General features: G+C 68.9%; 21 protein-coding genes and 1 tRNA gene. 9 read left to right on the top strand and 13 right to left on the bottom strand.

Features of this window, described 5'->3' with window-relative positions; translation table 11 throughout:
* Positions 1-26 precede the first annotated feature (26 nt).
* From FIV50_RS14025 to FIV50_RS14015, 3 genes are all read left to right on the top strand, one after another.
* Positions 27-1235, top strand: a complete 1209-nt coding sequence (locus FIV50_RS14025) for an acylneuraminate cytidylyltransferase (RefSeq protein ID WP_140038799.1) — start codon at positions 27-29, stop codon at positions 1233-1235.
* Positions 1236-1320: 85 nt separating this feature from the next.
* Positions 1321-2193 (top strand): N-acetylneuraminate synthase family protein, encoded by an 873-nt coding sequence (locus FIV50_RS14020; protein ID WP_140037951.1) that lies wholly within the window; start codon positions 1321-1323, stop codon positions 2191-2193.
* Complete coding sequence (locus tag FIV50_RS14015) at positions 2190-3581, top strand: DUF6716 putative glycosyltransferase (protein WP_140037950.1); 1392 nt, start codon at positions 2190-2192, stop codon at positions 3579-3581. The genes FIV50_RS14020 and FIV50_RS14015 overlap by 4 nt, the downstream gene beginning before the upstream one ends.
* Before the next feature lie 26 nt (positions 3582-3607).
* Here the strand turns inward: FIV50_RS14015 and FIV50_RS14010 are convergent, their stop codons facing one another.
* Both FIV50_RS14010 and FIV50_RS14005 read right to left on the bottom strand, forming a co-directional pair.
* Positions 3608-4390, bottom strand: coding sequence for an ABC transporter permease (locus FIV50_RS14010; RefSeq protein ID WP_140037949.1), 783 nt, complete (start codon positions 4388-4390; stop codon positions 3608-3610).
* Positions 4387-5424 carry an ATP-binding cassette domain-containing protein gene (locus FIV50_RS14005; RefSeq protein WP_140037948.1) on the bottom strand — a complete coding sequence of 346 codons (1038 nt, stop codon included), beginning with the start codon at positions 5422-5424 and terminating at the stop codon, positions 4387-4389. The genes FIV50_RS14010 and FIV50_RS14005 overlap by 4 nt, the downstream gene beginning before the upstream one ends.
* A 61-nt stretch (positions 5425-5485) precedes the next feature.
* Here FIV50_RS14005 and FIV50_RS14000 point away from each other — a divergent pair, with 61 nt between their 5' ends.
* Positions 5486-6469, top strand: a complete 984-nt coding sequence (locus FIV50_RS14000) for a helix-turn-helix transcriptional regulator (protein ID WP_140037947.1) — start codon at positions 5486-5488, stop codon at positions 6467-6469.
* Here the strand turns inward: FIV50_RS14000 and FIV50_RS13995 are convergent.
* A complete protein-coding gene (locus tag FIV50_RS13995) occupies positions 6458-7393 on the bottom strand; it encodes a hypothetical protein (RefSeq protein ID WP_140037946.1) in 936 nt (311 codons plus the stop codon). The genes FIV50_RS14000 and FIV50_RS13995 overlap by 12 nt on opposite strands.
* Before the next feature lie 136 nt (positions 7394-7529).
* Between FIV50_RS13995 and FIV50_RS17700 the strand changes: the two genes are divergently transcribed.
* Positions 7530-7605: transfer RNA gene (locus FIV50_RS17700), tRNA-Met, on the top strand.
* An 80-nt stretch (positions 7606-7685) separates the two neighbouring features.
* On the opposite strand, the gene FIV50_RS13990 is transcribed toward FIV50_RS17700, so the two are convergent.
* Positions 7686-8879 (bottom strand): low temperature requirement protein A, encoded by a 1194-nt coding sequence (locus FIV50_RS13990; RefSeq protein ID WP_140037945.1) that lies wholly within the window; start codon positions 8877-8879, stop codon positions 7686-7688.
* Positions 8880-8998: 119 nt separating this feature from the next.
* On the opposite strand from FIV50_RS13990, the gene FIV50_RS13985 reads away from it, so the two are divergent.
* Together FIV50_RS13985 and FIV50_RS13980 are read left to right on the top strand one after the other, a co-directional pair.
* The gene (locus tag FIV50_RS13985) at positions 8999-9238 is read left to right on the top strand and encodes a helix-turn-helix domain-containing protein (RefSeq protein ID WP_140037944.1); all 240 of its coding nucleotides are present in this window, start codon (positions 8999-9001) and stop codon (positions 9236-9238) included.
* Entirely contained in the window at positions 9235-10461 is a 1227-nt protein-coding gene (locus FIV50_RS13980) for a type II toxin-antitoxin system HipA family toxin (protein WP_140037943.1), read from the top strand. The genes FIV50_RS13985 and FIV50_RS13980 overlap by 4 nt, the downstream gene beginning before the upstream one ends.
* On the opposite strand, the gene FIV50_RS13975 is transcribed toward FIV50_RS13980, so the two are convergent.
* The 9 genes from FIV50_RS13975 to FIV50_RS13940 form a co-directional block, all read right to left on the bottom strand.
* Positions 10393-12222 carry an ABC transporter ATP-binding protein gene (locus tag FIV50_RS13975; protein ID WP_140037942.1) on the bottom strand — a complete coding sequence of 610 codons (1830 nt, stop codon included), beginning with the start codon at positions 12220-12222 and terminating at the stop codon, positions 10393-10395. The two genes, FIV50_RS13980 and FIV50_RS13975, sit on opposite strands and share 69 nt — an antisense overlap.
* Positions 12215-13876 carry an ABC transporter transmembrane domain-containing protein gene (locus FIV50_RS13970; RefSeq protein ID WP_140037941.1) on the bottom strand — a complete coding sequence of 554 codons (1662 nt, stop codon included), beginning with the start codon at positions 13874-13876 and terminating at the stop codon, positions 12215-12217. The genes FIV50_RS13975 and FIV50_RS13970 overlap by 8 nt, the downstream gene beginning before the upstream one ends.
* On the bottom strand, positions 13873-14661 hold the full coding sequence (locus tag FIV50_RS13965) for an ABC transporter ATP-binding protein (RefSeq protein ID WP_140037940.1): 789 nt from the start codon (positions 14659-14661) through the stop codon (positions 13873-13875). The genes FIV50_RS13970 and FIV50_RS13965 overlap by 4 nt, the downstream gene beginning before the upstream one ends.
* Before the next feature lie 10 nt (positions 14662-14671).
* Positions 14672-15775: a FecCD family ABC transporter permease gene (locus tag FIV50_RS13960; RefSeq protein WP_140037939.1), complete on the bottom strand. Its 1104-nt coding sequence runs from the start codon at positions 15773-15775 to the stop codon at positions 14672-14674.
* The gene (locus FIV50_RS13955; RefSeq protein ID WP_140038798.1) at positions 15772-16845 is read right to left on the bottom strand and encodes a FecCD family ABC transporter permease; all 1074 of its coding nucleotides are present in this window, start codon (positions 16843-16845) and stop codon (positions 15772-15774) included. The genes FIV50_RS13960 and FIV50_RS13955 overlap by 4 nt, the downstream gene beginning before the upstream one ends.
* 8 nt (positions 16846-16853) lie before the next feature.
* Positions 16854-17915 (bottom strand): ABC transporter substrate-binding protein, encoded by a 1062-nt coding sequence (locus FIV50_RS13950; protein ID WP_140037938.1) that lies wholly within the window; start codon positions 17913-17915, stop codon positions 16854-16856.
* A gap of 166 nt (positions 17916-18081) precedes the next feature.
* Positions 18082-18435, bottom strand: a complete 354-nt coding sequence (locus FIV50_RS17945) for a helix-turn-helix transcriptional regulator (protein ID WP_258184284.1) — start codon at positions 18433-18435, stop codon at positions 18082-18084.
* 12 nt (positions 18436-18447) lie between these two features.
* Entirely contained in the window at positions 18448-18924 is a 477-nt protein-coding gene (locus tag FIV50_RS17940; RefSeq protein WP_258184283.1) for a cupin domain-containing protein, read from the bottom strand.
* 21 nt (positions 18925-18945) lie between these two features.
* The gene (locus FIV50_RS13940) at positions 18946-19563 is read right to left on the bottom strand and encodes a TetR/AcrR family transcriptional regulator (protein WP_140037937.1); all 618 of its coding nucleotides are present in this window, start codon (positions 19561-19563) and stop codon (positions 18946-18948) included.
* A gap of 70 nt (positions 19564-19633) precedes the next feature.
* Here FIV50_RS13940 and FIV50_RS13935 point away from each other — a divergent pair, with 70 nt between their 5' ends.
* Entirely contained in the window at positions 19634-20935 is a 1302-nt protein-coding gene (locus tag FIV50_RS13935; RefSeq protein ID WP_258184282.1) for an MFS transporter, read from the top strand.
* 33 nt (positions 20936-20968) lie between these two features.
* Positions 20969-21409, top strand: a complete 441-nt coding sequence (gene arfB / locus FIV50_RS13930) for an alternative ribosome rescue aminoacyl-tRNA hydrolase ArfB (protein WP_140037936.1) — start codon at positions 20969-20971, stop codon at positions 21407-21409.
* Positions 21410-21416 lie beyond the last annotated feature (7 nt).

Raw genomic sequence — 21416 nt, 5'->3', positions numbered from 1 at the left:
GCGACGATGGCGACGGGACGGGCGACATGACCGGGCGACAGCAGAGGGCGGACGCAGGCAGGGTCGTCGCGATCATCCCGGCACGGGGCGGATCGAAGGGCGTGCCGCGCAAGAACCTGCGGCGCGTCGGCGGGGTGCCGCTCATCGAACGTGCCGTGCGCACCGCATCGGAGACCCACGGCATCGATCTCGTGGTCGTCTCGACCGATGACGACGAGATCGCCGCGGTGAGCGAGGCCGCCGGGGCGCGAGTCGTGCGGCGACCGTCCGAGATCTCCGGTGACACGGCCTCGTCGGAGTCCGCGATCCTGCATGCGCTCGACGTGCTCGATGCCGAAGGAGAGCGGGCCGATGTGGTGGCGTTCCTGCAGGCGACGTCGCCGTTCATCGCGCGGGACGCGCTGTCCGGTGCGGTGCGCGAGGTGCGCGAGCGCAAGGCCGACAGCATGTTCGCGGCTCACGAGACCTACGGGTTCCTCTGGTCGCGCGGCGACCCACGGCAGACGAGCGGGGCAGGGCGGACGGATGCCGACGCGGCCGTCGCACTCAACCACGACGCCGCGCATCGTCCTCGGCGGCAGGACCGCGAGCCACACTTCCTCGAGACGGGCGCTTTCTATGTGTTCCGGGTGGACGGCTTCCGTGAGGCGAAGCACCGTTTCTTCGGTCGCATCCGCATCGCCGAGGTGCCGGAGTGGACGGCGATCGAGATCGACGACGAGCAGCAGCTCCGCATCGCCCGCGCACTCGCAGCCCTTCACGAGAGCCCTGAGCGGGTGCCGGTGCGAGCGATCGTCACCGACTTCGACGGGGTGCACACCGACGACACCGCCACAGTCGACGCCGATGGCGTCGAACGCGTGCGCGTGAGCCGCGAGGACGGCATGGGGGTGTCGCTGCTGCGGCGTGCCGGCATCCCGATGCTCATCCTCTCGACCGAGGTCAATGCCGTCGTGCGGGCTCGGGCAGAGAAGCTCCGCGTTCCCGTTCTGCACGGCATCGACGACAAGGAGTCGGCGCTGCGGGGGTGGGCGGAGGAGGTCGGCATCCCCCTCGCCGACATCGCGTACCTCGGCAACGACGTCAACGACCTCCCGGCCCTGCGCATCGTCGGCTGGCCCGTCGCCGTGGCCGACGCGCATCCGCTCGTGCTCGAGGCGGCCCGTGTCGTGCTCAGCCGCAGCGGCGGCCACGGCGCCGTCCGGGAGCTGATCGAACGGGTGTTGCCCGCCTGACCGGTGCCGGTAACCCTCCTGTCGTGTGGCGTTCACTCTCGGCGCGTACTCAGGGGAGAAGGCCATTTCGACGACCGGAGGAACCATGACTGTCAGCATCGGCTCACGCGTGATCGGCGGCGGCCACCCCGCCTATGTCATCGCGGAGATCGGCCTCAACCACAACGGTGACGTCGACATCGCCAAGCGTCTGATCGACGTCGCAGCGAAGGCGGGTGCCGACGCCGTGAAGTTCCAGAAGCGCACCCCCGAGATCTCGACCCCCGAGCACATGCGCGATGTTCCGCGTGAGACGCCGTGGGGCACGATGAGCTACCTCGACTACCGCCGCCGCGTCGAGTTCGGCCGCGACGAGTACATCGCCATCGGCGACCACGCCACGATGCTCGGTCTCGACTGGTTCGCCTCACCGTGGGACGTGCCCAGCGTCGACTTCCTCGAAGACCTCAACGTCGTGGCCCACAAGGTGGCTTCGGCCAGCCTCACCGACACCGAGCTGCTCGTCGCCCTGCGCGAGACCGGCAAGCCGATCATCCTCTCGACCGGCATGTCGACGATCGAGCAGATCGACCGCGCCCTCGCCACGCTCGGCACCGACCGCGTCGTGCTCATGCACGCCACGTCGACCTACCCGCTCGAGCCCGAAGAGGCCAACCTCCGCGCGATCGCCACGCTGCGCGACCGCTACCCCGGAGTGCCGGTCGGCTACTCGGGCCACGAGCGGGGTCTGCAGATCTCTCTCGCCGCCGTCGCGATCGGTGCGGTCGCGGTCGAACGCCACATCACCCTCGATCGCACGATGTGGGGCTCCGACCACGCGGCATCCCTCGAGCCCACCGGCCTCGAGCACCTCGTGCGCGACATCCGCGTGATCGAGATGGCGCTGGGCGACGGCGTCAAGCGCGTGTTCGACAGCGAGCGCGCGCCCATGGCGAAGCTGCGTCGCATCTCGGCATGATCGGATCGGGTGCACTGCGGGTCGTCGCGATCGCCGACGCCGACTCCTTCGTGAAGTGGTCGGCATCGCTGCTCGGCAGTGTGCCCGGCATCCGTCCGCATCTGCTGCTGGTGCAGACGCCGCTGACCGCGAGCATCGATCAGCAGCGCACGGCGCTGGCCGGCACCGGGATGCTGTCGGGCGACGTCACCCGCATCGGTTTCGCTCAGGCGGCCGCGTGGCTCGAGGGGCAGCGGCCCGACGTGGTCCTGCTCGCCGGGCGAGGGCCGTTCGTGCGCCTGATGGGACGCCTGATCGACACGCTCTCGCACCGACCGGTCGTCGTCGCGGGGCTGCCGGGGATGGCGATCCCCGCGCAGCGCGGCGCCCTGGACTACCGCCGCCACGCCGACCTGCTCGTCGTGCACTCCCATCGCGAGGAACGAGCCTTCGCCGAGCTGGGCCGTCGGATCGGCGTGCAGGTGCCGACGGCGCTGGCCACGCTGCCGTTCGCCCGTTCCCGATCGCGGATGCTCGCCGCTGACCGGGCGCGAGTGCTCGGGGCCGACGCGGGCCACCCGGCCGGCACCCTCATCGCCGAGCGCCCGGCCGCTCCGAGCGCGGTGCGTATGCCGGCGACCGACATCGTGTTCGCGGCGCAGGCGCTGGTGCCGGTCGGTCGCGACGAACGTGCCGAGATCGCCGCGACCCTCGTCAGGGCGGCCGAGGCCGACCCGAACCGTCGAGTCGTCGTCAAGCTGCGCTCGCGTCCGGGGGAGTCCGAGACCCACCTCGAGCGCGATCCGTATCTCGAGCTGCTGCCTGCCCGGCGCCCGGACAATCTCGTGGTCTCGTACTCGTCGATGGCCGCCGCGCTCTCGACGGCGGCCGGACTCGTCACCGTCAGCTCGACCGCGGCCGTCGAAGCCGTGGCGCTCGGCGTGCCCGTGATCGCGCTGGACTCGTTCGGCGTCAGCAAGAGCCTGCTCAACACGGTATTCGTCGGCAGCGGCCTGCTCGGCGGACGCAACGAGGTCGTGGCCGGTCGATTCCGGCATCCGCACCCCGCCTGGCTGCGAGACAACTACTTCCACCCGGCGGCCGAGTCGACCTGGTGGAACCATGTCGAGCAGCTCGTCGCTCTGCGCAGAGCCGGCGCTCTGCCGGCGAAGCTCGTGCCCCCAGCGCGAGGCGGAGCGATGCACGAGGCATGGCACCGCGCGAGCGTGCTCGGCTCGAAGGATCGCACGCTCGGCGGCACTGCTGCTCTCGCCGTGGGGGTGCCCGCGACGGCGCTGCTCGCCGCGCTGCGCCGTGGGCGCACATCCGGCGATGGTGCCACCTGGGCTGACGCGACCACCGACTTCACGCTCGAGCCGAACCCGTTCCACGACTCGATCCGGCGCTGATCACGCCGGATCGAGCCGCTGCCGCATCAGCTGCTGCGACGGATCGCCCGCACTCCCACCACGAGTCCGACGACCGCGACGGCGAGAGCCGAGACCCAGCCCCACAGCACTGTCGGGTCGCCGAGGTCTCCGGCGAACAGCGCCCGTTCGGCCTGCACGACCCAGTTGACCGGGTTGACCGACGCGACCGCCCGCATCCAGTCGGGCCCGTCGTCGAGCGGCAGCAGCATGCCCGAGAGGATCAGCAGCGGGAAGATCAGCGACTGCTGCACTCCCCAGAACAACCACTCGCGGTCCTTCGTAGCGAGCGCCAGCGAGTACGACAGCGAGCCGAGGCCCACGCCGAAGACCGCGAGCAGCGCGAGCCCGATGAGCAGTCCAGGCACGTTGATCGCGAAGCCGAACGGCCACGCGATCAGCACGATGATCAGCGCCTGCACCACGATCGGCGCGATCTCCTTGAGTGCGCGACCGACGAGCAGCGACGAGCGGGCGAGCGGTGCGACCAGCGTGCGCTCGTGCGAGCCGGTCATCATCTCGTACTGCAGGTTCGAGCCGGTGGCCCCGGTGCCGAACAGCACGATCATGACGAGCACGCCGGGCACGAACCAGGCGAGGGTCTCTCCGGCCGGCTGACCGGAGCCGCCGATCAGCAGCGGCGCGAACAGGCCCAGGAACACGAGCGGCTGCAGCAGGCTGAAGATCAGCGTGAACGGGTCGCGCAGCACTGGCTTGAGCTCGCGGGTCAGCACGTTCTTCGTGTCGCGCACGAGGTTCGCGCGCACGAGGGTGTCGGTCGTGGTGGTCATGAGAGGACTCCTGTCTTGTCGTTCTCGACACCCGTCTCGGCGCCGGATTCGGGTGCATCGGCGCTGCCCTCGCCCGCTTCGCGCAGGGTGCGCCCGGTGAGCGCGAGGAACACGTCGTCGAGCGTGGGCGGCACGCCGGTCGCCCGACGGACGAGGATGCCGGCGGCATCCAGCTCGCGCACGATCACAGGCAGCAGTCGGTCGCCGTCCGGCACGGCCAGCGACAGCGATTCGCCGTCGAGCGACACCTCGGCGGCGCTGAGGCGGGCGACGACGGAGCGTGCGTTCGCCGCATCCGCGTCGTTCGCGAAGCCGAAGGTGAGCACGTCGCCGGCGAGGGTCGCCTTGAGTGCTGCCGCATCGTCGTCGGCGATGATGCGGCCCTTGTCCATGACCATCACTCGCTCGGCATACCTGTCGGCCTCCTCGAGGTAGTGCGTGGTGAGGAAGACGGTCGTGCCGTGCTGGGTGCGCAGGTCGAGGATGTGCTCCCAGAGGTTCGCGCGGCTCTGCGGGTCGAGCCCGGTCGACGGCTCGTCCAAGAAGATCAGAGGCGGCGCGTGCATGAGGCCGAGCGCGATGTCGAGCCGACGCTTCTGTCCTCCGCTGAGCTGCTGCACCGTGCGGGTCGCGAACGAGGAGAGATCGAGCGACTCGATCAGCTCGTCGGCGCGACGGATGCTGTCGCGCCGACTCATGCCGTAGAACGCGCCCTGGCTGAGCAGCTCATCGCGCACCCGCTGCGAGAAGCTGCCGCTCGTGAGCTGACCGACGTAGCCGATGCGTGCGCGGACTCCGGCGGCATCCGTGCGGATGTCGTGGCCGACGACGCGGGCGGTCCCCGATGTCGGCGGGATGAGCGTCGTCAGCATCCGCAGGCTTGTGGACTTGCCCGCGCCGTTCGGGCCGAGGAACGCGACGAGCTCGCCGCGCACCGCGGTGAAGGAGAGGTCGGTGACCGCTTCGACCGACGTCTTCTTGGCGGTGAAGACCTTGGTCAGGCCTTCGGTTTCGATGATGGATTCGTTCGACATGCTCAGAGAGTACGAAGCAACCAGGACAGATTCTGTCCGCGATGTCTGGGATTCTGGAGACATGTCCGACACCACCACCAGGGCCCTCGCCCTGCTCAACCTGCTGCAGACGCACCGGCACTGGCCCGGCACGGAACTTGCGAGCAGGCTCGGCGTCACCGAGCGCACGGTGCGCCGCGACGTCGACCGGCTGCGCGAGCTCGGGTACCGCGTGGAGTCGACGCCCGGAGCCGCAGGCGGATACCGCCTCGAGGCCGGCAGCGCGGTGCCTCCGCTGCTGCTCACCGACGATGAGGCCGTGACCATGGCGATCGGTCTCCGGGTCGCGGCGACCCAGCAGCTCGTGGGCGGTGCCGAGGTGACGCTGACGGCGCTCGCGAAGCTCGAGCAGGTGCTGCCGTCTGCGCTGCGCCAGCGGGTCAACGCGCTCGCCGCCGCCGTGCAGCCGCCGCGAATCGGCGACGCCCCGGTCGTCTCGCCCGTCGTGCTGGGCGAGATCGCGATGGCGACCCGCGACCATGAGCGTCTGCGGATGCGCTACGTCGACGGGGCGGGGGCCGAGAGCGTCCGCCGGGTCGAGCCGCACGCTCTGGCGCCGTCAGGCCGCAAGTGGTTCCTTCTCTGCTGGGATCTCGACCGCGACGACTGGCGCACTTTCCGCGTCGACCGCATCGTCTCGGTCGAGCACACGCGGGTGCTGTTCACCCGCCGCGAGATCACGACCGAGGAGGTCGAGGAGCGCGTGCTCATCGCCGCGTCGTGGTCGCCGCAGAAGATCGAGGCGGATGCCGTGATGCAGCTGCCGTTCCCCGAGATGCAGGCTCTGTTCGGGCCGTGGTCGGAGGGGGCGACGGCTGAAGGCGACGGCCGCACCCGGTGGCCGTTCGGCGGCTCGGACTGGCGCGAGGCGATGTACGCGCTGCTCTGGATTCCCGAGGGGGTCGAGTACACGACGACGTTTCCCGAGCCGCATCGTGCTGAGCTGCGGGAGGCGGTGGAGCGGCTGCTGCGGGCGCTCGACGCGCCCGCTCCTTCACACCCCTGAGGGCGATCGGGCGATGATCGAGGGCGGGTTCGGGTCGTTCCACCGCTGGAACGTCTGCACCCACCAGAACGCCCCGAACAGGATCAGGGCGACGGTCTCGCCGATGAGCACGACGGGGGTCTCGCCGAAGGTCTGGCGGAAGAGCACCGCTACCACGAGCAGCACGAGGTCGGCGATCAGCAGTCCCGCGATCCAGCGGTAGATCGATCGCTGGCGGGGCGTGGGCGGGGTCTCACCGGGGTCGAGCGGGCCGCCCGCGTAGAGGATCGGCACCGCCGCGAACACTCCGAAGAACACCAGTGTCACCGCGAAGTGGATGCTCTGCACCGGCCAGAAGTTGAACGGGAAGTTCTCGTTGAGCGCCGGCGCGAAGGCGAGGGCCGCGACCACAGTGGCCGTGACGAGCGCGATCGCCGATACCAGCACAGCTGCCCGGTTCGGGGTGCGCGTGCGGCGGCGGATCACGGCCATCGTGATCACCACGGCCACCACCACCACGGCGTAGACGGCGATGCCGGCCTTGGCGCTGCCGACGTATCCCGCCGGGATGCAGTCCGTCGCGACCGGGCACGGGATGTGGCCGACCGCACGAGTGTCGGCGAGCCCGGTCGGGACGATCGCGATGAGCGGCGCGAAGACCGCGCACACGTCGAGCAGAGTCGTCGCGCGGCTGCGACCCGAGAGGGCGAGAAGGACGACGGATGCCGCGATCAGCGCTCCGACGAAGACGTCGCGCGTCGGGGTGTAGACCGCATGGCTGATCGAGTCGAGCGGGTTCCAGCCGAACATCAGCGGCTCCCACAGGACGACGACGCTCTGCAGCGCGACGGCGACGAGCAGCGTGAACACGATCAGCACCAGCGAGAGACGGAGGTAGCGGTGGGTCTTCTGCGGGGTCGTCGCGGGACTGTCTGCGGCTGCCATGTTCGAGACGCTACACCGCTCGTCGGACGCGGCCGTATGACGCGGCGTGACGACCCTCGTCATGCGCGGACTCACTCTGTCAATCCCCGCAACGATCCTGGCCTTCCTGATCGCACCCCGGTAGCGTCATTCCCATCGCGGCGATCCGGGCGGTCCCGGGCCTCAGCTCATACCTGAAGGCGTTGCGGGTTCGACTCCCGCCGTCGCGTCCACTTGCTCGGGCTCTGAACGCCCGATCCTCCGTCTGGCTTCGCGAGCAGACCGGGGATGCTCGCCCTGCACTCGTCCGCGGTCAGCCCCCCGAGCGGCGACCGCGACGTAGACGTTCGACGGTCTCGCCGGCCGCGACACCGACGAGAACGACCGCGGTCGTGATCGACAGCGTGAGTGCATCGACGACGACACCTGCGAACCCGACACCGGCGAGCAGGACGAGAACCACCAGCCCGACGAGCTGAGCTCGCACCCAGCGCCCTTCGAGCACGCGACGGAACAGTGCGGTGCCGGCGAGGAAGAGGATCGGTGCGCCGACGACCACGACCGTCGCCGCGAGGCCGCGCTGGTCGGGAAGCGCGAGCATCTCTTTGTCGCCCACGCTCATCAGGACGATGCCGGCGATGATCGGAAGATGCACCCAGGTGTAGGCGGTGCGGGCGAGCCGGGCCGGTTCATCCGACGCCTTTATCGCCTCGGCGCCTACGCGTTCACCATGATCGAAGTAGATCCACCAGGCCGCCGCTGCAGCCACGAACGCCGTCGACATCGCAGCGATGGATGCGACGGACGACTCCTTGTCGACGAACGCGAAGCCCGTGACCAGCAAGCCTTCGCCCAGCGCGATGAGCACGAAGAGGGACGTGCGCTCGGCGATGTGCGGGCCCGAGAGATCCCAGGAGCGCAGCTGAACTTTCCCCCATCCGGGGACCGAAAAACCGAGCACGGTGCCCAGCAGCTCGAGTGCCAGCGCTGCGGCCCACAGCGGCAGCTGCCATCCGAGGGGCAGGAGTGCGCCGACGATCCATAACCCGCCACCGGCGACCGTCCAGCACAGGATGAGCGAGAAGTCGCGGGCCACCCGCGGGTCGTGACGTGCTGTCGCCCACACGATGAAGACCGTGCGCCCGACCTGGAAGACCACGTAGGCGATCGCGAAGGCCCATGCACGCTCGCCGAACGCCTCAGCGATCGAGACGCTCATCACGAGCGCCACGAAGGCCAGCGCGATCACCGCCGCGCGCACGGGGAGCTTCACGGGGTCGAGCCAGTTGGTCACCCAGGTGGTCGACACCCACGCCCACCACAGTGCGCACACCATGATGACCCCCTCGAAGGCGCCCAGAGGCGTCTGGTTCTCATAGAGGTAGGCGGACAGCTGCGTCAACGCGAGGACGAACAGGAGGTCGAAGAACAGCTCGACATAAGTCACTCGATCCGCGCGCGGAGTGTCCGTGGGGCGCAGCACGTCACGGGCCATCCCGAATGCCATGTCACCATCCTGGCATCGCCGACCGAGACCCACCTATTACGAAAACGTAATCTCCTTGCCTTATCCGGAAATCGTAATAGACTGACGGTATCCGGAAAATGTAATAGGAGGTTCGTCGCGTGGGTACTCAGATCACGACACTTCGATCGCCTGGAGACATCGGCCTCGCTCTCCAGCAAGCGAGACTCGCACACGGTCTCTCGCAGAGCGCTCTAGCCCAAGAGCTCGGTATCTCGCAGCGCTCCGTGAGTGAGATCGAATCGGGAAAACCGACGATCTACATGCGCAAGGTCTTCGACATGCTTCGAGCCACAGGAGTCGAGCTCAGCGCGAAGTGGGACGACGGGAGTGCCGAATGAAGCTCGCCTTGGATCTCTACGGCGTGAACATCGGTCACCTGGAGGGGGAGGATGCCCGGACGTTCGACTTCGTCGCGACAGACGAAGCAAGCGCAGCCTTCGGCGTGAATAGTCGGGTTCTCTCCGTTCTCATGCCCCTGACGAAGGCGGGTCCGCGTCAGCACGCGGGGCGCCGTCGAAATTGGTTCGCCGAACTGTTGCCAGAGGGTGACCAGCTCGACTACATGCTCGCGCAGAGCAAGATACGACGTGGCGACGTGCCATCTTTCTTGGCCAGGTATGGTCGCGATGTCGCCGGCGCCCTGCAGATCTGGGACGTGGATGACCCTGCAGAGCCGCGAACGCCAGACATCCTCCCGGTGGACGCACGCCGAATTCGGGAGCTTCTTCAAGATCCGCTCGGCGCGCCGCTGGCTAACGCGCCGGGCGCAGGGAAATCGTCGCTCGGGGGCGTGCAGCCCAAGATCGTCCTCGCGTGGGCCAGTGATGCCTGGCATCAGGCCCTCGGCGGATACCCATCCACTCACATCCTCAAGCCACAGATCGAGAAGAAGCCGACGGTCATCTTCGACGAAGAGTATGGTGCCCGCCTCGCTCGCCGCCTGGACCTCGCAAGTTTCGACACCCGAATCGAGGAGTTCGACGGACTGCCCGCACTGGTGATCGAGCGGTTCGATCGCGCTCACGGATTGCGAGTGCACCAAGAAGACTTCAACCAAGCGCTCGGCGCAGCCGGCAACCAGAAGTACCAGGAGATCGGCGGCGTCGTGAGCTTGCGCCGCGTCGCAGACACCCTCTACCGATACGCGACCACCAGTGACATCGACAAGCTCGCTCAGATGACGACACTCGCCGTGGCGGTCGGCAACCTCGACATGCACACGAAGAACTTGGGACTGCTTCACCCGGCCTCCGGAGATGTGACGCTCGCGCCCGCGTATGACGTGGTGCCCATGGCGCACCACCGCGATTCAGACGGGAAGATGGCGCTGGCGGTCAACAAGAAATACCAACACTCGGAAGTCACCCGAGCCGACCTGGTAGCGGAGATGCAGACGTGGGGGGCACGCAGGCCGGAGCAACTCGTGCAGAGCACACTCGAGCGCTTGTTCGAGATCGCCGAGGGTGAGCAGCCACTCGACGGTGCGTACCCGCTATTGCGAGACGACGTCCTCCGCTTCACTCGCAACTTGATCGAGGGTCGCGCTGTCGGAGGTGGGTGAACATGCTCCGGCTGGGGCGGGCATGGTTCTGCGAGAACTGGCCTTGCCCCCCGACTGCGCGAGCCAGAAGCTGCGGTACAGCCCGTCGGTCACGAGCAGCTCATCGTGGGTTCCGCGCTGGACCGCACGACCGTCGGCGAAGGCGACGATCTGCTCGGCGGTCGACACCGGTTCGAGGCGATGCGCGATCAGCACGGTCGTGCGATCCCGGCTCAGCACTCTGATCGCGTCCTCGACGGCGTCACGATGGTGCAGTCCGACATCGGCCGTCGCCTCGTCGAGGATCACCACGGCAGGGTCTGCGAGCAGCGCCCGCGCGATCGCCAGCTGCTGGATGCGTCCTTCATCGAGAGGCGCACCCTCATCGGCGGATGTCAGAGACGCGAGCGCCCACTCGGCTCCGACCGCCACCAGCACGGCGACCATCTCATCGTGACCCGCATCGGGCGCGACGAGGCGCAGGTTGTCGGCGATCGTGCCGCGGAACTGATGCAGCTCCTGCGACACGTAGTAGGGAGTCGTCGCCTGAGGCTCGAAGCGCACGTGGCCGGAGGTCGGCGGGTGGTGTCCGGCGATGACCCGGGCGAGCGTGCTCTTGCCTGACCCCGATGATCCGACGAGCGCGGTGGTCGTACCCGGTTCGATGCGCAGTGTGACTCCGCTGACGCCTCGCCCCGTCGTCGGGTATCGATAGCCGACGTCGTGCAGGTCGACCCCCACGGACGACGCAGGAAGCGCGCCGGCATCGGATCCCGACCCCGACTTCCCGGGCGCCAGGTCGATCACGCCGACGAGTCGTGCGAGTCCGATCGCCGCCCGTTGGATGTCGTCGAGGCCGAAGATGAGCTGGCCGACCGGATCGAACAGCCGGTGGAACAGCAGGGCGGCCGTCGTGACCATGCCGACGGTGATCGCGCCGTTCGCCTGCAGCACGAACCCGGCGGCGAGGATCGCCCCCAGACCGACCAGCTCTCCGCCGTTGAGCCAGCGGAAGAGACGGTTGCGCACACGCACGCCCTCGATCTGCGTGCGGATCGAATCCTCCGCCCGCGTGCTGACGCGCTGCAGTGCGTGGTCCTGCTCGTTGAGTGCGGTCAGGGTCTCGATGCCCTCCACGGCCTCGAGCACGGCCTGACTGCGCGCTGCCTCGCGCACCCGAACCTCGCGGAACACCACACGTGAGCGTCGCAGGAACGCCCGGGTGCCGAGCAGATAGAACGGCACGCTCGCGATCCCCGCGAGGGCGAGCCATGGATCGAGCGCGGTCAGGGCGACCAGGGAGACTCCGATGGCGAAGCCCGCCGACAGCAGCACCGGCACGACATCGCCGCCGGCCTCGGCCACCGCGTCGACGTCACCCGTGACCCGGGAGAGCAGATCGGCGGTCTCTCCGTCGTCGACCGTGCTCACCGGCAGGCGCATCGCCGACGCGAACACGTCTTCGCGCAGATCGGCCAGCACATCCTGCACCAGCCCCGTCAGCACGCGCGCGGCCCACAGCATCACCAGCGCGGCGGCGATCGCCCCGGCACCCGCGCCGGCCACCCAGCCGACGACGACCGCGATGCCGGCATCGGTCGAGACGGCGTCGACGATCCGGCCGAGGCACGCGGGCAGCACCACGCCCAGAGCGGATGCCGCGAGGAAGAGCAGCGCTGTGCCCACCGATCGCCGTCGGTGCCGGCGCAGCAGCATCCTGATGACAATGAGCACCCTGGCGCCGGTCGCGATCGGAAGCAGCGGGGTCTGAGCGTCAGTCATGGCGGGCTTCCGATCCTTCATCCGAAAGGTCGACGACCCGGTCGCAGGCGGCGAGCAGAGTCGGCGAGGTGCTGATCACGATGGTCGTCCGGTCGAGCTGTGAGAGGGCTCGAGCGATGTGCGCCTCGGTGATCGCATCGACGGCCGACGTCGGCTCATCGAGCACCACGACTGCGGCGTCGGTGTGCAGTGCCCGTGCGATCCCGATGCGCTGACGCTGACCACCCGAGAGTCGTCTGCCCGACTCGCCGACCTGCGCGTGCCACCCGCCGGCCTCGGCGATCGTGTCGCGCAGCGCAGCCGCCCCGATGAGGTCGGGCTGCGGATCGTCGGCGGCTCCCTGCCCGCGCACGGCCTCACGCAGCGTGCCGGTGGTGATCGTGTGGCGGTGCGGCAGCGCGACGACATGTCGACGGTAGTCCGCGGCATCCAGGTCCCTCAGATCGCGCAGCGTGCCGTCGACAGAGACCGAGACCCTGCCCCGCTCGGGTGGGATCCGCAGGCCGAGCAGGCGCGAGAGAGCACGCGCCGTGTCGCTGTCGGAGGGGCGGATGCCGAGCAGTTCGCCCGTGCGCACCTCGATGCGCTCGGACCCTTCGGGGCCAGGTCGGAACGCCAGTGCGACCCCGTTCGCGGCTCGGTTCACGACCTCGCGCTCACCGTCGAGCGGCGGTGCCGCCGACGGTGCGTCGAGCAGGTCGTCGGCATTGATCATCTCGGCAAGGCGTTTTGCCGAGGCGAGCTTGTGGATCCAGTTCGACGGGAACGACCCGGCGTGGGCGAGGGATCCGCTGAGGAACTGCGCGAGACCGAGCACGGTCACCAGCTCGCCGATGCTGATCTGACCCTCGGCGGCGAACCAGGCCGACAGCCCCGCGAGCGCGGTGGTGGCCACCGCGGCGAGCAGGGAGCTGACGGCCTCGTATGAGGCGAGCGATCGCCCGGCCGCAGTCGCGGCGATCCGACTCGTGTCGCTGGCCGCGACATGGCGCCGCACAGCCTCCTCGCGGGCTCCGATGCCGACGAGCACGCGGAATCCCGCCATGAAGTCGGCGGCGACGGCGCCAGCCTCGGTCGCCGCATGCTGCTCCACCGAGCCCCGACGCTCGAGCGGACGGGAGACCATCCGCATCACCCCCATCATCGCGACGGTCGATGCGAAGACGACGAGCGTCGCGATCGGCGAGATCACCAGCATGGCCAGCGCTGCGCCGATGATCGCAGCGATCGTCGCGCACTGCTGAGCGACCGACCAGGCGACCCCGGCGACCCGATACGTGTCGGAGGTGACGAAGGTCAGCGCCTCGCCCGGAGTCACTGCTCGTCGAGAGAGGCGGGGGCGCAGCATCCGCGACAGGGTGAGGTGCCGGAGCGCCTGCTCGCCGTATCCGTACACGCCGACCATCAGGCGGGCGGCCGCCTGGTAGCTCGCGGTCAGCACCAGGAAGGTGCCGGCCAGCACGCCGAGCCAGAGCGCGAGCGCCAGGGGATCGGACGGCAGCACGGCGCGGTCGATCGTGGCGCCGATCAGCACCGGGATCGTGGCCTCGGCGAGGGAATGGACCACGAGCAGCGTCGTCGCCGCGGTCAGCGTGAGTCCTCGGCCCTGCGAGGTGAGCGCGATCGCGAAGAGCCTTCGGGGAGTGACCGTCATGGCGTGCGTCGTCCGAGTGGCAGCACGAGCGGTGTTCCGGCGACCGGATCGGTGATCACGCGGCAGGGCAGGTCGTACACGGCCTCGACGAGTTCGGCGGTGATGATCTCGCGCGGATCGCCCTGCGCCACGATCTCGCCGTCACGCATGGCCACGAGATGCGTCGCATAGCGCGCGGCATGGTTGAGGTCGTGCAGCACCGCGACCAGGGTCGTGCCGCTGCGGTGCAGGTCGGCGAACAGCTCCATCAGGTCGATCTGGTGCGCGATGTCGAGGAAGGTCGTCGGCTCATCGAGCAGCAGGTGCTTCGTCTGCTGTGCGAGGGCCATCGCGACCCAGACCCGCTGGCGCTGACCGCCCGAGAGTTCGTCGACGAGTCGGCGCGAGAGGTCGGTGACCCCGGTCGCCGCCATCGCCTCCGACACCGCTCGCTCGTCGGCAGTGCTCCAGGTGCGCAGGGCGCTCTGATGCGGGAACCGCCCGCGCCCCACGAGGTCGGCGACCGTGATGCCGTCCGGCGCGATCGACGACTGGGGCAGCAGCCCGAGCCGGCGCGCGGCCTCCTTCGGCTTGAGCGTGCGCAGTTCGGCGCCGTCGAGCAGCACGGCGCCGGTGCTCGGGCGCAACAGCCGCGCGAATCCGCGCAGGAGAGTCGACTTGCCGCACGCGTTCGGGCCGATGATGATCGTGAACGAGTCGTCCGGAACCTGCAGCGACAACCCCGAGACGATGGGGGTGTCGCCGTAGCTCAGGGTGATGTCACGGGCCAGGAGAGAGGTGGTCATCGGGGTCCTTTCAGGTGCGGCGCGCGTACTGAGCGGCGAGCAGCCAGGCGAGGTAGAGGCCGCCCACCGACACGGTCACCACGCCCACCGGCACGGCGACGAGCTGGGCGACGGCATCCGACACCACCACGAGCGCGGCGCCGGTCAGCATCACCGGAGCGGTGCCCATCGGGGTGTTCGAGCGGGTGAGTCGTTGCGAGATCTGCGGGGCGGCGAGGGCGATGAACGAGATGGGGCCGGCGGCCGCGGTGACGAGGGCCACCAGCGCCACTCCGAACACCATCGCGCCGAGCCTCGTGCGCCCGGGACTCACCCCGAGTGCGGTCGCCGCGTCGTCGCCCATCTCGAGCACCGGCAGGGTGCGGTTCAGGGGAAGGGATGCCAGCGTGACGACGGCGAAGACGATCGCGGCGGGGATGAGCTGATCGAAGCCGAGCGACGCGAGCGAGCCCGCTCCCCACGTCGCCGCCATCATGGCCTTCTCGACGCTGACCGAGATCAGGATCCACGAGGTCAGGGAGCCGAGCCCTGCCGAGACGCCGATTCCCACGATGATGAGCCGGAAAGACGACAGGGTGTTCTTGCTGGCGAGCACGTAGACGAGCAGGGCGGTGAACAGGCCGCCGACGAGTGCGCCGACCGCTTTGAACATGTAGGTGTTCAGCTCGAGCACGACCATCATCAGCGTCACGCCGAACTGGGCGCCGACACCGAAGCCGATGATGTCGGGGGAGCCGAGCGGATTGCGGGTGAGCGATTGGAAGATGCCGCCGGCGAGCGCGAGGGCGGCGCCGCACAGCACAGCGAACAGCACGCGGGGCAACCGCCACTCGAACACCACCTGACGGATGTCGGGGTCGGATGCCGGGTCGACGATCGCGCGGATGACCGAGGGGAAGTCGACCTCGTAGGCGCCGATGGTCATCGACGCGAGACCGGCCGCGACGATCACGATGACGAGCACCGCGCACACGACGAGCGAGCGCACCGGGATGAGCGCGGCGATGCGCGCGGTGTCGATGCGCAGCAGCCGGCGTCCGTGGTCGACGGGCGTGAACTCGGAGGTTCGTCGGTCGGTGGCGGCCCGGTCGAGGGGGCGCTGATCGACGCTCACAGTCCGCTCACCCGCCTGCGCCGCACCAGGACGATGAGGATCGGCGCTCCGAGGAGTGCCGTGACGATGCCCACGCGCAGCTCTCCGCTGGGCAGCACGATGCGCCCGAGGATGTCGGCCGCCAGCAGGAAGGTCGGGCCGATGACCATCGAGTAGGTCAGCACCCAGCGCTGATCCGGCCCGGTGAACCAGCGCACGACGTGCGGGATCATCAATCCGACGAACGCGATGGGGCCGGCGGCTGCGACGCTCGTGCCGGCGAGGACGGTGACGGCGATGATGACCAGCACTCTCGTGACTCGCACGCGTGCTCCGAGCGATTGGGCCAGATCGTCGCCCAGTGCCAGGGCGTTCAGTGAACGCGCGCACAGCAGCCCGATGACGAGGCCGACAGCGATCAGCGGTGCGGCCCAGGCGAGCTGGTCGAGGGTGCGGCCGCCGATGGATCCGACCCCCCAGAAGCGCATGACCTGCAGAGTGCCGAGGTCGCGCAGCACGATCGCCGTCGTGAAGCCCGTGAAGGCCGCGCCGAGCGCGACTCCGGCGAGGGTCAGCTTCATGGGCGTCGCCCCGGATCGACCGAACGAGCCGAGCGTGTAGACGAGCACGGTGAGCACGAACGCACCGAGCAGGGCGAACGGCACATAGGCGCCGGGTGCAGTGAGCCCGAGCACGCCCACGGCGAAGGTGACGGCGAACGAGGCGCCGGCATTGACTCCGAGGATGCCGGGGTCGGCCAGCGGGTTGCGTGTGAACGCCTGGATCAGCCCGCCGCAGACGGCGAGGGCCGCGCCGACGACGATGCCGAGCAGGGTGCGCGGCACCCGCAGCTCCCTGACCATCAGGTGCAGGGGGTTCTCGTCGTCGTGGGCAAAGAGCGCCTGGAGGACGATCGCAGGCCCGATCGCCCGATTGCCGACCGCGAGCGAGGCGATGGCGGCGGCGGCCAGCACGATCACCGCGATGACCAGTCCACCCGCCAACGCGCCGGTGCGACGCGGGGAGTCGTCAGCACGACTCCCCGCGCCCGCGTTCGAGACGTCCGTGCCGTCTTCCGTCGCCAGGGACATCTCTCCGGTCACTCGCCTGCGATGGTCGGCTCGCCCTGCAGCGCGGCTGCGAGATCGTCGACGTACTTCGGCAGGATGTACTTCAGCGACAGCACGGTCGGCGCGCTGATCGCGGAGGCCTCGGCATCGTCGGCGTAGATCACGTACGAACCCGCTTCGATGGGCTCCCAGCGGGAGACGACCTTGTTCTCCACCGTGTACTCGCCCTCGGCGGCGCTGCCGCCCCAGGCTGCGAACAGGTCGGCCTGCACGTCGTAGAGCCTCTCGAGGCTGACGCCGGTGTACCAGTTGTCTCCCTCAGCGCTCGCCAGGAAGCTGTCCATCGCCGACGTCGAGGTGAACCCGAGAGCCTCGGTGATGCGCACACGCGGGTCGTACTCGAGGTAGACGCCGAGGTCTGTTCCGCCCTCGTTCAGGGTCAGGCCCCAGACGAACGTCTTGTCGTCGAACTCGGGGTGCTCATCGGCGAGCGAGGTGATCATCTCCTCGGTCTCGGAGATCAGCTCCTCGGCCTTCTCGTCTTCCGACATCGCCTTGCCGATCGTGCGGGTCATGTCCTCCCACGTGCTCGGGTCCCAGGCCCGCTCGATGTAGGGCACGGTCGGAGCGATCTCGGTCAGACGCTCGTACTCGACGTCGGTGACCCCCGAGTAGAGGCTCAGGATGAGGTCGGGCTTGAGCTCCTTGATCGCCTCGTAGTTGGGGCCGTCCTCGGTGAAGGGGATGATCTCGGGCGTCTCGCCGTACTCCTCGGTGACGAAATCCTCGAACCAGGGCTGGTATCCGCTCTCGTCCGCGCCCCAGACCTCTTCCATGCCCACCGGATTCGTACCGAGGGCGGCGACGATGTCGGGCGTCATCCATCCCAGAGTGACGATGCGCTGCGGCTTCTCGGGGATGACGGTCTCACCGTGAGCGTGCTCGATGACCACGCCGTCCACCGATGCGGTGGCGGATCCTTCGGCGTCGGCTGATGCCGAGCATCCGGCGAGGGTGAGCGCCGCGGCGAGGGCTGCGGCGACGAGCGCCGCACCTCGCCGGGTCTCCGGGCGCGCAGAAGCGTGCGTCATGATTCTCCTTCAGAGAAAGGGGGAGGGGTATGCCGCGTCCGCGCGGCGAGAAGTTAGGTAAGCATGCCCTAACACTTCGATGCTAGAACGCGGAATGCGCGGCGAGTGTCGACAGGTAGACGACTTGTGTCGCAGATCTGACAGTTCCCGGATCAGTGCGGAGTCGTCATCGCCAGTACAGCTGGTGCGCGGGGTCGGCCTGCACGCGTGCGACGTGCTGCCGCGGAGTCAGCCCGAACCTCTCTTTGAACGCTGCCGAGAACGCGCTCGTGGTGGCATATCCGCAGCGGTGCGCGACGGCGCCGATGGGGGTGTTGTCGACGATCAGTCGAGCGGCGAGGGTCATGCGCACGCCTGTGCGCCACCTGCTGAAGGTCATGCCGACGTCGTTCTGGAAGATGCGCAGCACCGTGCGCTCATGCAGGCCGTGGGCGACGAGCAGGTCGCGGCCGCTGCGCTGGTCACCCGGGTCCGCGAGCACCGTCTGCACGAGTGGCCGCACCCGCTCATCGGCCGGCATCGGCACCTCGCCTCAGCCGTCGGCGGCACCCGTGGACGGATGCTGGAGCATCTCGATGAGCACCGACTGGATGCGCACGCGCAGATCGGTGGCCATGTCGTTGATGCCGAGGTGCAGCAGCATCTCCTGCACGGCTCGCGGCACCAGCACCTGAGTGACCGCGTCGATCGGCGCGATGAGCGAGGTGTCGGCGATGTAGGTGTAGCACCCGGTCGAGTCGCGCTCGTGCCGCGCGGTGTGCGGCGTGTGCGCGGGGATCCAGATCCCCTGCCCCGGTGCGAGACGCCACATGGCCTCCCGCAGCTGCACCCAGACCGTTCCTCGGTAGCACCACGCGAGCATCGCGTCAGGGTGGCTGTGCGGAGGAGAGAGAGGGCGGGTTCCTGTGTCCTCGCCGGTGACCACGCCCGTTCCCATCACGTACGGCGCGCGGATCGTCGATGGATGCTCCGAGCTCGCGTCCCAGTCATCCGGTCGGTAGGAGTTCACGCCCTGCTCCGAGTCACGGGCCTATCGACCGTTGCTCTCGACGATTCCCGCTTCCACCGGCGCCCACCCGTTCTCGAGAACCGTGAAACCTGCGTCGAGGATTCCGAGCTGGTCGTCGTGCTCGTTCACGAGCAGCAGCATCTGCAGGATGAAGCGCGAGTATACCCGGATCTCCGCCGTCGGCTCGGTGAGCCCGAGGTCGTCGGCGATCGCGGCGGCGAGTGCGTCCTCGTGTCGCAACCACATCTTCGCGGCATAGTCGCGCAGGGCGGGAGTCTCGTTGAGGAAGCGGATGAAGATCCGTGCCACGTCGTCGCCGTGCTCGTCGATGTTCGCGCCGACCTCGGTGGCGTAGAAGTCGTGGATCGCCCGGTTGATCGTGATCCCGTCCCGGCGGTCGCGCACGGCGGCGACGAGCCGGTCGCGCTGCTCGTCGTCCTCATCGAACACGAGCGCCTCCTTCTGCGGGAAATGCGCGAACACGGTGGTGGGTGAGACATCCGCAGCATCGGCCACTTCGCGGATGCTGACGTTGTCGAACCCCCGCTCGAGGAACATCTTCGTCGCGACGTCGGAGATCGCCTTGCGGGTGGCCGCCTTCTTGCGTTCGCGGCGGCCGAGCGGCTCGGGGTTCGTCATGCCCCCACGGTATCGCGGATCGGATCCAGAACCGGCTTGACATCAAAACTGGTATTGATACAGTTTCGGAGTGACTTCACCTAAAACATCGCCCGCGCGCAGCGACAAGCGCGCCTGGATCATGCTCATCGTCCTCACGATGCTCACCGTCATCGGTATGACCGTCGTACTCCCCGTCCTGCCCTTCGTCGTGCTGCAGTACGTGTCGCACGAGGGGGATCTCGCGATCTGGGTCGGCGTGCTCGAAGCGATCAACGGCCTGTGTGCCTTCCTGGTCGCCCCCTTCCTCGGTCGCCTCTCCGATCGCTTCGGTCGACGCCCGGTGATCATCGCCGCGGCATTCGGCGCGGCATTCGCCATGGCGCTCTTCGGCATCGGGGGCGCGATCTGGGTCTTGGTCCTCGCCCGGGTGATCCAGGGCGTGACCGCGGGTGACCTGCCGGCGCTCTTCGCCTACCTCGCCGACATCACCCCTCCCGAGAAGCGCGCTCAGCGGTTCGGCCTGCTCGGTGCCCTCTCGGGTATCGGCATGATGATCGGCCCCGCCATCGGCGGACTCCTCGCGGCCGTGAGCCTGCAGCTTCCGGTCTTCCTCACCGCGGCCGTCGCTCTCACGATCGCGATCCTCAGCATCTTCCTGCTCCCAGAGAGTCTCGCGCCCGAGAACCGCATCGAGCGCATCTCGATCCGCGAGATCCAGCCGTTCGGCGTCTTCAAGGAGGCGTTCGGTCGCAGGGAGTTGCGCGGACTGATGATCGGCTTCGGTCTGCTCGCGCTGCCGTTCGGCTTCTTCGTCAACAACTTCAGCGTGCTGGCGCTCGACTCGATCAGCTGGGGGCCGACCCAGATCGGTCTGCTCACCGCGGGCGTCGGCATCATCGACATCCTCATCCAGGGCGTGCTGCTCGGCATCCTGCTTCCTCGCATCGGCGAGCGCGGCGTGATCATCAGCGGCATCGTGGCGCAGACGATCGGACTCGTCGGCCTCGCGGTCGTCGCCTCGGTCTTCGCGCAGCCGTGGGTGTTCATCGTCGGTGCGCTGATGCTCGCCGCCGGTCAGGGAGCCTCGACGGCGGCGTTGGACGGTGCCATGTCGAATGCGGTCGGCGACGACGAGCAGGGCTGGCTCGGGGGAGCGACCCAGTCGCTCAACGCCGCGATGAACACGGCCGCACCGCTGATCGCCGGTGCGCTCTACGTCACTGTCAGTCATGCGGCGCCGTACTGGCTGGGTGCCGGGCTCATGGTCGTCGCCGCGATCGTCGTCGGCAGGGCGCACATCGCGAACACGGCGAAGAAGGGTGCCGGGCAGCAGCAGTCAGCGGGCACCGCGAACCGCAGTCCGCTCGAGCCTGCGGACACCCTCGGCTGATACGCAGGCCCCGCACCGGGGGATGATGGATGCATGCCCACCCCTCATCGCCCCGGTCTGCGGATCTCGGCGGGTCTCATGATCCCCGAGGCAGAGCTGTCGTGGCGCTTCTCGCGCTCATCGGGTCCGGGCGGGCAGGGTGTGAACACCGCGGATTCCCGAGTGGAGCTGGTCTGGGATGCTGCGAGCAGCGCCGCGCTCTCTCCGCATCAGCGCGAGCGTCTGCTCGACCGGCTGAGCGGCCGGCTGGTGAACGGCGTGCTGACGATCGCCGCCTCCGAGCACCGCGCGCAGCTGCGCAATCGCGACGCGGCGCGAGAGCGGCTGGCGGCGCTCGTCGGCGAGGCGCTGCGTCCGCCCGCACCTCCCCGTCGTGCGACCAAGCCGAGCCGCGGATCGAAGGAGCGACGGCTGACGGCCAAGAAGCAGCGCACCGACGTCAAGAGACTGCGCAAGCCGCCGCGCGACGGCTGACGAGTCG

Origin of the sequence: Microbacterium foliorum, assembly GCF_006385575.1 — a bacterium.
Taxonomy (GTDB): domain Bacteria; phylum Actinomycetota; class Actinomycetes; order Actinomycetales; family Microbacteriaceae; genus Microbacterium; species Microbacterium foliorum_B.
The sequence above is the reverse complement of the archived record's forward strand: the minus strand, read 5'-3'. Positions and strand labels throughout refer to the sequence as shown.